Genomic DNA, 14,337 nt, shown 5'->3' with positions numbered 1-14,337 from the left:
GGCCGCCCCTACAGGCGTGAGCTTCACGGCTGTTGACGAGACTCTACACCCAGCTCATCCCACACCGACTCTGCCAGGTGGAAGGTGGCATTGGCCGCCGGGATACCACAGTAGATAGCGCTCTGCATCAGCACTTCCTTGATCTCATCACGGGTCACGCCGTTGTTGGCCGCTGCGCGCAGGTGCAACTTGAGCTCATCGTTGCGGTTCATGCCGATCAGCATCGCGATGGTGATCAGGCTGCGCGTATGCCGTGGCAGGCCCGGGCGGGTCCAGATATCACCCCAGGCATGGCGGGTGATCATTTCCTGGAACTCGCCATTGAAGTCGTTGAGTTTTTCCAGGCTGCGATCTACATGGGCATCGCCCAGTACCGCGCGGCGTACTTGCATGCCGGCGTCGTAGCGTTGTTTCTCATCCATGGCAGAGTCCTCAGCGAGCCAGCAGGAAGTCAAGTACGCGAAGGCTGAACGCCTCGCCGATCTCGACGTTGGACAGGTGCGCTGCCGGGAATTCGGCATAGGTGGCACCGATGATCGCGGCCTGCATGAAGCGGCCATGTTCCGGCGTGGTCACCACGTCCTCGGTACCGGCGACAACCAGCGTAGGCACCTGGATACGGCCGAGTTGCTCACGGTAGTCGGCATCGCGTACCGCCGCGCAGTTGGCGGCATAGCCCTGTGGAGAGGTCTGCGCGAGCATCTGGCAGATGCGCTGCGCCTGCTCAGGTTGAGCCTGGGCAAAAGCAGGGGTGAACCAGCGAGCGATCGAGGCGTCGCGCAGGTCGGCCATGGCTTGCTGCCCGCCTTTGAGCACCATGTCGATGCGGGTATTCCACACCTCGTCATTGGCGATCTTGGCAGCAGTATTGCACAAGGTCAGGCTGTGCAGACGCTCGCCTGCATTGATCCCCAGCCACTGGCCGATCAGGCCACCCATGGACAGGCCGACGAAGTGGGCATGGGCGATATCCAGCGCATCGAGCAGCGCCAGTACATCACCGCCCAGTTGCTCGATGCTGTAGGGGCCATCGGTGACCAGCGAAGCGCCGTGACCGCGGGTGTCGTAACGCAGTACACGGAAATGCTCGCTCCACAGCGGAATCTGGCTGTCCCACATGCCCAGGTCGGTCCCCAGGGAGTTGGACAGCACCAGCACCGGGGCATCATCCGGGCCATCGAGTCGATAGTTCAGTACGCCATCGGCCAGTTGCAAATGCGCCACAGCGGTCTCCTTCAGGCAGTGAAACGTTGATGTTCAGCCACGGCGCGCGCCACCCAGACGCGGGCCTGACCAAGGTAATGGGCAGGGTCGAGCAGACGGTCGAGTTCCTGTTCGGTCAGCTCGGCAGTCACCTGCGGCTCGTCGCCCAGCACAGCGCGTAAATGGCGCTGTTCGGCGACTGCGCGCTGGCAGCATTGCTCGAGCAAGTGATGGGCGCGGTCGCGGCCAAGGCGCTGGGCCAGAACGATGCTCACCGCCTCGGCCAGCACCAGGCCCTGGGTCAGGTCGAGGTTACGGCGCATGCGCTCGGCGTCCACCTCCATGCCTTCGACGATCACCTGGGCCTGGCGCAAGGCGCCTGAAACCAGGCAGCAGATCTCCGGCAGTGTTTCCCACTCGGCATGCCACAGGCCGAGGCTGCGCTCGTGCTCCTGGGGCATGGCTGCGTAAAGTGTCGATAGCAGCCCTGGAACCCGGGTGGCAGCTCCGATCAGGACTGCCGCGCCCACCGGGTTGCGCTTGTGCGGCATGGTCGACGACCCACCCTTCCCAGGCGCGGAAGGCTCGAACACCTCACCCGCCTCGGTCTGCATCAGCAGGCTGACATCGCGGCCCAGCTTGCCCAGGCTACCGGCCACAAGGCCCAGCACCGAGGCGAATTCCACCAGGCGGTCGCGCTGGGTGTGCCAGGGTTGCTCGGGCAAAGTCAGTTTCAACTGTGCAGCCAGGCCCTCGGCGACCGGCATAGCTTTGCTGCCCAAGGCCGCCAGGCTGCCGGAGGCGCCACCGAACTGCAGTACCAGCAAGCGCGGACGCAGCTCCTGCAGCCGTTGACGGTGGCGGGTAACGGCGCCCAGGATGCCGGCCAGTTTCATGCCCAGGGTCACCGGGGTGGCGTGCTGCAGCCAGGTACGCCCCACCAGTGGTGTGTCGGCGTGCTGCAGGGCCTGGCGCGACAAGGTTTCGGCCAGCGTGGCGAGGTCGGCCTCGATCAGCGCCAGTGCATCACGCAACTGCAGCACCAGCCCGGTGTCCATCGCATCCTGGCTGGTGGCGCCCAAGTGCACATAGCGCTCGGCCTCGGGAACACCACTGGCGACCACCTTGCCCAACGCCTTGACCAGCGGGATTGCCGAGTTGCCTGCCGTGGCGATGGCATCGGCAAGCGCACGAACGTCATAGCGCTCGGCCTGGCAGGCTGTCTCGATGGCCGCAACCGCGCTGAGCGGCACCAGGCCAGCAGCGGCCTCGGCACGGGCCAGGGCAGCTTCGAAATCGAGCATGCCTTGCAGGCGGCCGCGGTCAGAGAAGATCTCGCGCATGGCCGGGGCGGTGAAATAGGCGTCAAACAGTAGGTTGCTCATGCAACGTCCTTAATCATCATGGTGCAGATACGCCGCCTGTTTCGGCAGACGCAGGCTGAACAGGAACGCGATGGCCATCATCGCCGTCACGTACCAGTAAAAGGTGTTCTCCATCCCGAGGCTTTTCAAGCCCAGGGCCACGTACTCGGCCGAGCCGCCGAACATCGCGTTGGCTACCGCGTAAGCCAGGCCCACACCCAGCGCACGCACCTGCGGCGGGAACATCTCGGCCTTCACCAGGCCACTGATCGAGGTGTAGAAACTGACGATGCACAGTGCCAGGGTCACCAGCACGAAGGCCATGAACGGGCTGCTGACGGTTTTCAGCGCCATCAGCAACGGCACGGTGAACAACGTGCCCAAGGCACCGAACAGCAGCATCGAGTTACGTCGGCCGATACGGTCGGAAAGCATGCCGAAGAACGGCTGCATCACCATGTACAGGAACAAGGCACCGGTCATCACGAAGCTGGCGCTCTTGGCGCTCATGCCCGCGGTGTTGACCAGGTACTTCTGCATGTACGTCGTGAAGGTATAGAAGATCAACGAGCCACCGGCGGTATAGCCGAGCACGGTGATGAAGGCCGCCGTGTGGTTGCGGAACAGGCCTTTGATGGAACCTGCGTCCTTGTCCTTGCGGGTTTCGGCGTTGCTGGTCTCGTGCAGCGAGCGGCGCAGCATCAGCGAGATCAGCGCTGCGATGGAACCGACCACGAACGGGATGCGCCAGCCCCAGGCACGCAATTCTTCTTCGGTCAGCAATTGTTGAAGGATCACCACCACCAGCACGGCAAGCAGTTGGCCACCGATCAGCGTGACGTACTGGAACGATGCGAAGAAACCGCGCTGGCCACGCAGCGCCACCTCACTCATGTAGGTCGCGGTGGTACCGTACTCGCCGCCGACCGACAGGCCCTGAATCAAACGGGCGAGCAACAGCAATGCCGGAGCCCAGGTGCCAATGCTCGAGTAGGTAGGCAAACAGGCAATCATCAAGGAGCCGAAACACATCATCAGCACCGAGATCATCAGGGAATTCTTGCGGCCATGGCGGTCCGCCAGGCGACCGAAGATCCAGCCACCGATAGGCCGCATCAAGAAGCCAGCAGCGAACACGCCAGCGGTATTGAGCAATTGAACGGTGGGGTCGTCAGAGGGGAAGAAGGCCGGGGCAAAATAGATTGCACAGAAGGCGTAGACATAGAAGTCGAACCATTCCACCAGGTTGCCTGAAGAGGCACCGACGATGGCGAAGATGCGCTTGCTGCGCTCTTCACCGGTGTAATAGGTTGAGGTCATGACGGCTTTACTCCTGGAGTGTCCTAGGTAGGTCTAGACATACTTAGTAACACACTCGTTCCGCTTCCGCGCTGGCTATTGGCCTTGTGTCGCATAAGTCCGGCCCCTTCGCGGGCCAAGCCCGCCCTCACAAGGGAGGCGTGGTCCCCTGTGAGAACGGGCTTGGCCCGCGAAGAGGCCGGAACAGGTCAAACCCGCTCGATGGCCAGCGCCAGGCCTTGGCCAACACCGACACACATGGTCGCCAAGCCCTTGCGCCCGCCGCTCTTTTCCAGTTGGTGCAGCGCAGTCAGTACCAGGCGCGCACCACTCATGCCCAGCGGGTGGCCCAGGGCAATGGCACCGCCGTTAGGGTTGACTTGCGGTGCATCATCGGCCACGCCCAGCTCACGCAGCACCGCCAGGCCTTGGCTGGCGAAGGCTTCGTTGAGCTCGATCACATCGAAATCGCTCATGGCCACACCCAGGCGCTCGGTCAGCTTGCGCACTGCGGGTACCGGGCCGATGCCCATCACCCGGGGCGCCACACCACCGCTGGCCATGCCCAGAACACGGGCACGCGGGGTCAGGCCGTGCTTCTTCACCGCCTCAGCCGAGGCCAGGATCAGTGCAGCAGCACCGTCGTTGACGCCCGAGGCATTACCAGCGGTGACGGTCTTGTCCGGGCCGTTGACCGGCTTGAGCTTGGTCAGTGCCTCGAGGGTGGTTTCCGGGCGCAGGTGCTCGTCGCGCTCGACGATGGTTTCGCCCTTCTTGTGGGCGATACGCACAGGCACGATTTCTTCGGCGAAGAAGCCCGCCGCCTGGGCTGCAGCGGCCTTCTGCTGGCTGCGCAGGGCGAATGCATCCTGATCGGCACGCGAAACCTGGTAATCGTCTGCGACGTTATCAGCGGTTTCAGGCATGGAATCCACACCGTACTGGCTCTTCATCAACGGGTTGATGAAGCGCCAACCGATGGTGGTGTCCTCAAGCTTCATGTTGCGCGAGTAAGCGCTCTCGGCTTTGCCCATGACAAACGGCGCGCGCGACATGGACTCGACACCGCCGGCAATGGCCAGCTCCATCTCGCCGCTGGCGATGGCACGGAATGCAGTACCGATGGCGTCCATACCCGAGGCGCAAAGGCGGTTCAGGGTCACGCCCGGGATAGTCTCGGGAAGGCCCGCCAGCAGCAGGGCCATGCGTGCCACGTTGCGGTTATCTTCACCGGCCTGGTTGGCACAGCCAAAGAACACTTCGTCGACCTGATCCCACTTCACACCCGGGTTGCGCTCGATCAGCGCCTTGAGCGGTACAGCGGCCAGATCATCGGCACGCACGCCAGCGAGGGCGCCGCCGAAGCGGCCGATCGGGGTGCGAATAGCGTCACAGATAAATACGTCGCGCATCAAGCTTCTCCTGCCAGTGGGCCACGGGCCTCGGCGGTGCGGGGTTCAAAGTCACGCAGGCGCACCCCGCTGGACCTCGGTTCAGGGTGCTACGTTGAGCCCAGATTAAGGAGAGTGGTGGGTCGCTGACAATCCGATAATCGACTATCAGTGCGGTTATCGAACATTTTGTCACCCAACCCACCCTCTGTTGTGGGGGCCGCAACGCGGCCCGCTAGCGCAGGCTCAGGTCGCGTCGGCGTGGCTTACCAGGCCTTTCACGATCACGCCTACCGTCGCAAGTGCAGCTGGCACCAGCAGCGCCGTCAGCACCTGCTCGAAGTTCCAGCCCAGGCCAAGCAGGGTCGCGCCACTCCAGGCGCCGAGAATCGCGCCAAAGCGGCCGATACCGAGCATCCAGGAAACACCGGTGGCACGTGCCTGGGTCGGATAGAACCGCGCCGCCAGCGAAGGCATGGCCGATTGCGCGCCGTTCACACACATCCCGGCTACCAGCACCAGCGTGGCAAGCACGGTAATGTTGCCCAGGCTCTGCCCTACTGCATAAGCGAACACGCCTGCCAGCAAGTAGAAGATACCGATGACCTTGTGCGGGTTGAAACGGTCCATGGCCCAGCCTACTGCCACGGCGCTGAGTACACCACCGAACTGGAACAGCGCGCCGATGAACGCAGCCTGCTCCATGCTTGCGCCGCTGTCACGCATCAGCGTCGGCAGCCAGCTGGTAAGCAGGTAGACGATGACCAGGCCCATGAAGTAGGTCAGCCACAGCAGCATCGTGCCCAGGCCATAGGTGCCGGAGAAGATCACTGCGAACACGTTGCGCGCCGCTACAACCTTCTGTTCCGGCACACTGAAGCTGCCGGCCTGCGCGACAACGGCCGGTGCGATCGGCGCCAGGGTCTTGCGCACCTTGTCGGTACCGCGGTTGCGCACCACCAGGAAGCGTGCCGACTCAGGCAGCCAGACCATCAACACCACACCCAGCAGCAGTGGCAGCACACCACCCACTACCAGCAGGCTATGCCAGCCGTAGGCCGGGATCATCTTCGCGGAGATGAACCCACCACCGGCCATGCCCAGGTTGAAACCGCAGAACATGCTGGTCACCAACAGTGACTTGAGGCGCTCCGGGGTATATTCGGAAAGCAGCGTGGTGGCATTGGGCATGCCGGCGCCCAGGCCGAGGCCGGTCAGAAAGCGCAGCATCAGCAACTGGTCGACGTTGCTGGCGTAGGCCGAGGCCAGGCTGAAACCACCGAACACCAATACCGCACCCACCAGCACGACCTTGCGGCCAAAGCGGTCGGCCAGCGGCCCTGAACCCAAGGCGCCGAACACCATCCCGATCAAGGCGGCGCTCATCACCGGGCCAAGGCTGGCGCGGTCGATGCCCCACTCCTGGGACAATGCCGGAGCGATGAAGCCCATGGCCGCCGTGTCCAGACCATCGAGGAAGACAATCAGGAAGCAAAGGATCACTACACGCCACTGATAGCGCGACAGCGGTTGTTCATTGATGAAGGACTGAACGTCGAGGCAGTTCCCGACAGGTTGTGGCTTGTTCATTGTTGTTATCCAGAAATTGAGCACAGTCGAGCCACTGCACGAGGGCGACAGGTACAGGGTTCAAAGTCGAGGGAGTTCGGCCTGAGTCAGCCTGGATACAACACAACTGCGTACGGGTGCGGCCGCAGCAGCGAAGTGACAGTGGTCATGATGTGCGCCTCTTGTGTTTTTCTTGTTCGGTCGGCACAGCCGACCGCTGCGGGAGACATTAATCAGCCAATGCAGGGCGCGCAATTCGTCCAGAGCGACACTGTGCGTTTATCGAACAGGAAACGGTTGGCATGTTCGATAACGGTGCACAGCGGCGCGTTGGGCGGGGGTTGTTTCAACCAAACAACTGGTGGCAAAGATCGCGACTGGACGCCAACAGGATCGGCAAGAAACGCTGCTCCAGTTCGCTTCGGCTCACACGCCCCACATGGGTGCTGACATTCAACGCCGCAAGCACTTGCCCGGAAGCATCGTAAATCGGTACGGCGATCGAACGCAGGCCCTGCTCCAGTTCCTGGTCGACCACGCACCAGCCCTGCTCACGCACCTGCTGGATGCACGCGAACAGCGACTCCGGATCATGCAAGGTACGGCTGGTTCGGGCCTTGAGGTCGGCGCGGTCGAGGTACTCGCGCAAGCTGGTGTCATCCATCGCGGCCAAGAGAATGCGGCCCATCGACGTGCAGTAGGCCGGCAGCCGTCCACCGACCGACAGATCGACCGATATCAGCCGCTCGACAGTGGCCGAACGGGCTATATAAAGGATGTCGTCGCCCTCGAGGGTGGCCATGTTGGCCGCTTCGTGCAACTGATCGCTGATGCGGTCCAGATAGGGCTGGGCGGACACCGCCAGGGGCGTCGACGAAAGGTAGGCATGGCCAAGCGTCAGCACCTTGGGCAGCAGCGAATAGGTCCGCCCGTCGGTCGTGGCGTAGCCGAGCTTGATCAAGGTATGCAGACAACGACGCACCGCCGCTCGCGGGATCTCGGTGCGGTGGCTGATCTGAGCGATGGTCAGGTGGCGCTTGCGCTCCTGGAATGCCTGGATCACGGCAAGCCCCCGCGCCAGCGAGGTCATGAAGTCCGGATCACCGGTAAATGCCTGAATACGCTTGGCTGGCGAGGCCACGATTGGCGGCGCCAAGGCAGGGGTGCTCTGGCGTGCCGACTCAGGGCTGGCAGATTCGTTGGCCGGGATTTCGTCACTCATCGCTCACCTCAAAAAATTCGCTGCTTCGTGCGATTATCGAACAAGCGGCCGATAATCGCAATTGACCGCTGACACGTTTGCTTATACCTTTCTACTGCCACTTGTGGCTTCTTTGGAGAGACTGGTCAGGTACCCACCGTAGAAGTCCCCAGGCAACGGCCTCGCCTTTGTGCGAGGCCGTTTTTATTTCCCTGCTGGCACCCGAACCGCAGCGAACTTTCCATGCGCCGGCCGTTCAAACTTTGCACAAGCAGCCATTACCCGCAACTTGAACAAAGGGTTGTAAGCGCTGGGTAAATTACGCTGGCTGGCGTTTTATCGATTGCTATAATCCAACCGGCTGGCCCGGTTCGATATTCGGGCAGGGCACTTACCGCCTACCTTTATCCGACGACCAGCACGCCCAGTGCATGGGCAACGTGCATGTGCACGCATTACCGGCCACTTTTTACATTCAGGTACTACTGTGACGAAAGATGAACTGCGCGCGGAACTGGAGCGCCAGGCTGAACGTTACAAGGAAGTTTACGGTGGTGAAGTCACCACTTACGCCGCTCAACCGGAACCGGAGCGCAAACCTTGGCGCAAGCGGGCCACGGTCCAGGACCAGGCCTTCAACCAGGAACTGGAAAAGATGGAGAAAGAGTTGCGCAACGAAGACACCTGAGCCGTTTGCCGCAGGCAATCGCATTCGCGGTCAGGGGCGGCGCTCGGGACAAAGATCGTTACCGAACAGCCACTCATGAAATGGAATTACACAAATTTCATACAGCCGTTTGAATCCTGAATGACGAGTCCATTTTGCAGGAATACCCTGGATTTCGGCGTTTTTTGTGATTTTTAGCGCAGATTTCTGCGCTTTACGCCGTGGGTAACCGCGCTAGGGGGCGCGCAAAAGGCTGCCATCGGTCAGCTGCGGGTGCATCGATTGCAAAGGTTTTCTGGCATAATCCCGCCCCCCAAATGACCGCCAGACAACCTTCATGATCGATTTATTCAGCGGACTGGATGCCTGGGTATTGGTGAGCCTGCTGCTTGCCCTGACCTTCGTGCTCGCATTCGAGTTCATCAATGGCTTTCATGACACCGCCAACGCGGTAGCCACCGTCATCTATACCAAAGCCATGCCACCACACCTGGCCGTGTTCTTCTCCGGGGTGTTCAACTTCCTTGGCGTTCTGCTGGGCGGTGTCGGGGTGGCTTACGCCATCGTTCACCTGCTGCCGGTGGAGCTGCTGATCAATGTGAACACCGGGCATGGCCTGGCCATGGTCTTCTCGTTGCTGGCTGCGGCCATCACCTGGAACCTGGGCACCTGGTATTTCGGCATCCCGGCCTCGAGCTCGCACACCTTGATCGGTTCGATCCTGGGCGTGGGCCTGGCCAATGCCCTGATCAGCGACATTCCCTTGGGTGACGGCGTCAACTGGCAGAAGGCGATCGACATCGCCATGTCGTTGGTCATTTCGCCCATGGCCGGCTTCGCTGTCGCTGCGCTGTTGCTGCTCGGCTTGAAATGGTGGCGTCCGCTGTCGAAGATGCACAAGACACCAGAGCAACGCCGCAAGCTCGACGACAAGAAGCACCCGCCCTTCTGGAACCGCCTAGTGCTGGTGATTTCGGCCATGGGCGTGAGCTTCGTGCACGGCTCCAACGACGGCCAGAAGGGCATCGGCCTGATCATGCTGGTGCTGATCGGCATTGTTCCGGCCAAGTTCGTACTGGACCTGAACAGCACCACTTACCAGATCGAACGCACCCGCGACGCAACGATGCACCTTAGCCAGTTCTACCAGCGCAACGCCGCCACACTTGGCGAGTTCCTGGCACTGGGCAAGGCGCAGGCCAGCGACCTTCCGGAGCAGTTCAGCTGCAACCCGCAGCAGACCGAACCTACCATCGCGGCATTGCAATCCTCGCTTCAGGGCGTTACCGATTACCGTGCCCTTGACGCGGAAAAACGGGTGGAAGTGCGCCGCTACCTGCTGTGCCTGGATGATACGGCGAAGAAGGTTGGCAAGCTGCCAGGGCTGGAGGCGCGTGAAAAGTCCGACCTCGACAAGTTGCGCAAAGACCTCACCGCCACCACCGAATATGCCCCGTTCTGGGTAATCGTTGCCGTCGCCCTGGCGCTGGGCCTGGGCACCATGGTCGGCTGGAAACGCGTTGTACTGACCGTAGGCGAGAAGATCGGCAAACAGGGCATGACCTATGCCCAGGGCATGTCGGCGCAGATCACCGCAGCCTGCGCCATTGGCATGGCCAACGTGTTCGCCCTGCCGGTTTCGACGACCCATGTGTTGTCGTCCGGTGTGGCCGGCACCATGGTTGCCAACAAGAGTGGCCTGCAAGGCGGCACGGTGAAAACCATCCTGCTGGCCTGGGTATTGACCCTGCCTGCAACGATGGGCCTTGCGGCTGGCTTGTTCTGGCTGGCATCCAAAGCAATCGGCTGAACCTTGGCAGCGCAGTGAAAAGGGCCGCTCTGCGGCCCATCGCCGGCAAGCCGGCTCCCACAGGGTGGGCTGTGCAGTTCTTGAGGTCTGCGCTGTACCTGTTAGAGCCGGCTTGCCAACGACGGGCGGCTTAGCCCTCTATGGGAGCACCTGCCTTGCTCAGCTTCTAAAAGCTGGCGCGACCCTGTGGGAGCTGGCTTGCCGGCGATGGGCCGCAAAGCGGCCCCTTTTGCCCGAGCTGACCAACACCAACCCTCAAGCGGCTTTTAATGCACAGAAGCCAGCATCACCACCGCTAACGCTTCTTGCCCCCAAGCAACGACCCCATCAACCCCCGCACCAGTTGGCGCCCTAACTGATTGGCCGCCTGACGCACAGCCGATTTGATCGCCTGCCCCGCGGCGCTCTGCAAGAAGTCCCCAGCCTTGTCCACCAAGCTGTCTTCATCCGCCTGGGGCGCCGGTACCGGCTCCGCCGGCTCGCCTTTGCGCCGGGCCAGCATTTCATACGCCGACTCACGGTCGATCGGCTTGTCATAGCGCCCCGCCAACGGCGACCCGGCTATCAGCGCACTACGCTCGCCCGCACTCAACGGCCCGATTCGCGATTGCGGCGGTGCGATCAAGACTCGCTGCACCATCGCCGGCGTCCCCCGGTCTTCAAGCGTCCCCACCAGCGCCTCGCCAATCCCAAGCTCGGTCAGCACTGCCAGAGTGTCGAATGCCGGGTTCGGGCGAAAGCCGTCTGCCACGGCCCGCAGCGACTTCTGCTCCTTGGCGGTAAACGCCCGTAACCCATGCTGTATGCGCAACCCCAATTGGGCCAGCACGCTGTCGGGCAGATCGCCAGGCGACTGGGTGACAAAGAACACCCCCACGCCCTTGGAGCGGATGAGCCGAACCACCTGTTCCAAGCGATCCTGCAGCGCTTTCGGGGTGCCGTTGAACAGTAGATGGGCTTCGTCGAAAAACAGCGCAAGCACCGGCTTGTCGGCATCGCCTCGCTCCGGCAACTGCTCGAACAGTTCGGCCAGCAGCCACAACAGGAAGGTGGCGTAGACCTTCGGCGCCTCATGCACCAAGCGGCTGGCATCGAGCAGGTGAATTCGCCCACGACCATCAGCGTCCGTGCGCAGCAGGTCCTCCAGTTGCAATGCCGGCTCACCGAACAGCGCCTCGGCGCCCTGCTGCTCCAACGTTGCCAAACGACGCAACAATGCCTGGGTCGAACCGGTGGTCATCAGTGCACTGTCTTCGCCCAGCAACTGGGGATTGTCTTTAAGGTGTGCCAGCAGCGCCTTGAGGTCCTTGAGATCGAGCAGCAGCAACCCGTCACGGTCGGCCACCTTGAATGCGGCATACAACGCTGCCTGCTGGCTGTCGGTCAGTTCAAGCAGGTTGCCAAGCAACAGCGGCCCCATCTCACTCAGGGTGGTGCGCAGCGGGTGCCCGGACTGCCCGGCGATATCCCAAAGGCTCAACGGGTAGGCTTGCGCCCGGTACCCCAGCCAAGGCATGCCGGCAATGCGCTCGGCCACCTTGCCCTGGGGCGCTGCCACCGCACCGACACCGCACAGGTCACCTTTGACATCGGCCGCGAACACCGCCACACCGGCATCACTGAACGCTTCCGCCAGGTGTTGCAAGGTCACGGTCTTGCCGGTACCGGTGGCACCGGCGACCAGGCCATGGCGGTTAGCCAGGCGCATGGCTTGGGTCACAGGCTGGCCATCCGGGCCAGCACCTACAACTATCGTCGAGTTTTCCGACATCTTTTCAATCCCCTGCTCAAGCTCGACCACCCATCAGCCGATAGCTCTGGATGATATTCGCCTTTGAAGACAGAACACCCCTGAAAGGACTTACGGGATGTTGCACTGTTTTAAGCGGTACTCGTGCGAACGCCCGATAAAAACCTTAGCGGAACCGATCACGCCATGAACAAAAGCCTTCGTTTCAGCCACAAGATTCTTTTGGCCGCATCACTGATCGTGATACTCGCCTTCAGCCTGTTCACCCTCTACAACGACTATCTCCAGCGTAATGCCATCCGTGAAAACCTGGAGAATTATCTGGCTGAAATGGGCGCCTCCACTTCGAACAACATTCGCAACCTGTTCGAAGGCCGGATAAAGCTGGTTGAAAACCTGGCGCAGAACATCGCCCAGCAACCTGCCAGCGCAGAAACGCTGATGGGCCAGAGTGCCCTGACTTCAAGCTTTTTGACCGTCTACCTGGGCAAGGTCGATGGCGGCTTCAGCGTGCGCCCCGACTCGAAGATGCCGGATGGCTACGACCCGCGCACCCGTCCCTGGTACAAGGATGGCATGAACGCCACGGGCGCCATCCTCACCGAGCCCTACATCGACATGACCACCAACCAGATGGTCATCGGCATCCTCAGCAAAGTGTCCGCGGGTGTCGGCGTGGTCGGCGGCGACCTGGCGCTGGACGGCCTGGTGCAGATCATCAACTCGCTGAATTTTGGCGGCATGGGCTACGCCTTCCTGGTCAACGATCAAGGCAAGATTCTGGTGCACCCTGACAAGGCACTGGTCATGAAATCGTTGTCGGACCTGTTCCCGCAGCACACGCCAAAACTGACGGGCGAGCTGACTGAAATCGAAGCCGATGGCCAGACCCGCCTACTGACCTTCACCCCGATCAAGGGCCTGCCATCGGCCAACTGGTACATCGGCCTGTCCGTGGACAAGGACAAAGCCTTTGCCATGCTCAGCAACTTCCGTACTTCGGCAGTGATCGCCACGGTGGTGGCGGTCGTGATCATCATCGGTTTGCTGGGCCTGCTGATCCGCGTGCTGATGCAGCCGTTGCTCACCATGACCCGCGCCATGGAAGACATCGCCGAAGGTGAAGGCGACCTGACCAAACGCTTGAAAATTCACCAGCAGGATGAGTTCGGCATCCTCGGCACTGCCTTCAACCGCTTCGTCGAGCGCATCCACGGCTCGATCCGCGAGGTGTCCTCGGCCACCGAGCAGGTCAACGAGGTGGCGCTGCGCGTGATCAGCGCCTCCAACTCGTCGATGACCAACTCCGACGAGCAGTCCAACCGCACCAACAGCGTTGCCGCGGCCATCAATGAACTGGGTGCCGCCGCCCAGGAAATCGCCGGCAATGCCGCCCAGGCTTCGCAGCATGCAAGTTCTGCACGGCTGCTGGCAGAAGAAGGTCAGCAGGTAGTGACGCGCAATATCGAGGCGATGAATCGCCTGTCGGACCTGATCGTCACGTCCAGCGCGCACATCGAAACGCTCAACAGCAAGACGGTGAACATCGGCCAGATCCTCGAAGTGATCACCAGCATCTCCCAGCAGACCAACCTGCTGGCGCTGAACGCTGCCATCGAGGCCGCACGGGCGGGTGAAGCCGGGCGTGGTTTTGCCGTGGTCGCCGACGAAGTCCGCAATCTGGCGCACCGTACCCAAGAGTCGGCGCAACAGGTCCAGGCGATGATCGAGGAGCTGCAGGTCGGTGCCCGTGAGTCGGTGGACACCATGGGCCAGAGCCAGCGCCACAGCCAGGACAGCATGGCGATCGCCAACCAGGCGGGTGAGCGCCTGGACAGCGTGACTGTACGCATCGGTGAAATCGACGGCATGAACCAGTCGGTGGCAACTGCAACCGAAGAGCAGACGGCCGTGGTCGACTCGATCAACATGGACATCAATGAGATCAACATGCTCAACCAGGAAGGCGTCGAGAACCTCCAGGCCACCCTGCGAGCGTGCTCGGACCTCGAGCAACAGGCCACCCGCCTCAAGCACCTGGTAGGCAGCTTCCGGATCTAAGCGGCAAGCGGCAAGCTTCAAG

The 14,337-nt window shown here is 61.8% G+C and carries 10 protein-coding genes and 2 pseudogenes; 4 read left to right on the top strand and 8 right to left on the bottom strand.

The genetic code is table 11. The features are described 5' to 3' along the window. Positions 1–23: 23 nt before the first annotated feature. The 7 genes and pseudogenes from pcaC to pcaR form a co-directional block, all read right to left on the bottom strand. Positions 24–422 (bottom strand): 4-carboxymuconolactone decarboxylase, encoded by a 399-nt coding sequence (gene pcaC, locus OSW16_RS05240; RefSeq protein WP_241804785.1) that lies wholly within the window; start codon positions 420–422, stop codon positions 24–26. 10 nt (positions 423–432) lie between these two features. After that, positions 433–1,224 (bottom strand): 3-oxoadipate enol-lactonase, encoded by a 792-nt coding sequence (gene pcaD, locus OSW16_RS05235; RefSeq protein WP_267821252.1) that lies wholly within the window; start codon positions 1,222–1,224, stop codon positions 433–435. Positions 1,225–1,235: 11 nt separating this feature from the next. Beyond that, entirely contained in the window at positions 1,236–2,588 is a 1,353-nt protein-coding gene (locus tag OSW16_RS05230; RefSeq protein WP_267821250.1) for a 3-carboxy-cis,cis-muconate cycloisomerase, read from the bottom strand. Between the two features lie 9 nt (positions 2,589–2,597). Beyond that, the gene (locus OSW16_RS05225) at positions 2,598–3,887 is read right to left on the bottom strand and encodes an MFS family transporter (protein ID WP_267821248.1); all 1,290 of its coding nucleotides are present in this window, start codon (positions 3,885–3,887) and stop codon (positions 2,598–2,600) included. A gap of 188 nt (positions 3,888–4,075) precedes the next feature. Further along, positions 4,076–5,281, bottom strand: coding sequence for a 3-oxoadipyl-CoA thiolase (gene pcaF / locus OSW16_RS05220; RefSeq protein WP_267821246.1), 1,206 nt, complete (start codon positions 5,279–5,281; stop codon positions 4,076–4,078). A 222-nt stretch (positions 5,282–5,503) separates the two neighbouring features. Continuing rightward, positions 5,504–6,847 (bottom strand): MFS transporter, encoded by a 1,344-nt coding sequence (locus OSW16_RS05215; RefSeq protein ID WP_267821244.1) that lies wholly within the window; start codon positions 6,845–6,847, stop codon positions 5,504–5,506. Positions 6,848–7,172: 325 nt separating this feature from the next. Continuing rightward, positions 7,173–7,998 (bottom strand): annotated as a pseudogene (pcaR, locus tag OSW16_RS05210) (pca regulon transcriptional regulator PcaR); the annotation flags it as partial. 516 nt (positions 7,999–8,514) lie between these two features. Here pcaR and OSW16_RS05205 point away from each other — a divergent pair. Further along, on the top strand, positions 8,515–8,715 hold the full coding sequence (locus OSW16_RS05205; RefSeq protein ID WP_012312935.1) for a hypothetical protein: 201 nt from the start codon (positions 8,515–8,517) through the stop codon (positions 8,713–8,715). 316 nt (positions 8,716–9,031) lie between these two features. After that, positions 9,032–10,504, top strand: coding sequence for an inorganic phosphate transporter (locus OSW16_RS05200; protein ID WP_241804778.1), 1,473 nt, complete (start codon positions 9,032–9,034; stop codon positions 10,502–10,504). 295 nt (positions 10,505–10,799) lie between these two features. Here the strand turns inward: OSW16_RS05200 and OSW16_RS05195 are convergent, their stop codons facing one another. Continuing rightward, positions 10,800–12,275 carry a helicase HerA-like domain-containing protein gene (locus OSW16_RS05195; RefSeq protein ID WP_267821241.1) on the bottom strand — a complete coding sequence of 492 codons (1,476 nt, stop codon included), beginning with the start codon at positions 12,273–12,275 and terminating at the stop codon, positions 10,800–10,802. A gap of 165 nt (positions 12,276–12,440) precedes the next feature. On the opposite strand from OSW16_RS05195, the pseudogene OSW16_RS27020 reads away from it, so the two are divergent. Together OSW16_RS27020 and OSW16_RS27015 are read left to right on the top strand one after the other, a co-directional pair. Further along, positions 12,441–13,409 (top strand): annotated as a pseudogene (locus OSW16_RS27020) (cache domain-containing protein); the annotation flags it as partial. A gap of 141 nt (positions 13,410–13,550) precedes the next feature. After that, positions 13,551–14,315 carry a methyl-accepting chemotaxis protein gene (locus OSW16_RS27015; RefSeq protein WP_372490470.1) on the top strand — a complete coding sequence of 255 codons (765 nt, stop codon included), beginning with the start codon at positions 13,551–13,553 and terminating at the stop codon, positions 14,313–14,315. Positions 14,316–14,337 lie beyond the last annotated feature (22 nt).

Origin of the sequence: Pseudomonas putida (assembly GCF_026625125.1) — a bacterium.
GTDB classification, from domain to species: domain Bacteria; phylum Pseudomonadota; class Gammaproteobacteria; order Pseudomonadales; family Pseudomonadaceae; genus Aquipseudomonas; species Aquipseudomonas putida_X.
The sequence above is the reverse complement of the archived record's forward strand: the minus strand, read 5'-3'. Positions and strand labels throughout refer to the sequence as shown.

Excerpts from the sequence above, each read along its gene's own strand:
- OSW16_RS05195 (WP_267821241.1), bottom strand. The coding sequence starts at position 12,275 with ATGTCGGAAAACTCGACGATAGTTGTAGGTGCTGGCCCGGATGGCCAG.
- OSW16_RS05215 (WP_267821244.1), bottom strand. The coding sequence starts at position 6,847 with ATGAACAAGCCACAACCTGTCGGGAACTGCCTCGACGTTCAGTCCTTC.
- OSW16_RS05230 (WP_267821250.1), bottom strand. The coding sequence starts at position 2,588 with ATGAGCAACCTACTGTTTGACGCCTATTTCACCGCCCCGGCCATGCGC.
- pcaC (WP_241804785.1), bottom strand. The coding sequence starts at position 422 with ATGGATGAGAAACAACGCTACGACGCCGGCATGCAAGTACGCCGCGCG.
- OSW16_RS27015 (WP_372490470.1), top strand. The coding sequence starts at position 13,551 with ATGACCAACTCCGACGAGCAGTCCAACCGCACCAACAGCGTTGCCGCG.
- OSW16_RS05200 (WP_241804778.1), top strand. The coding sequence starts at position 9,032 with ATGATCGATTTATTCAGCGGACTGGATGCCTGGGTATTGGTGAGCCTG.
- OSW16_RS05225 (WP_267821248.1), bottom strand. The coding sequence starts at position 3,887 with ATGACCTCAACCTATTACACCGGTGAAGAGCGCAGCAAGCGCATCTTC.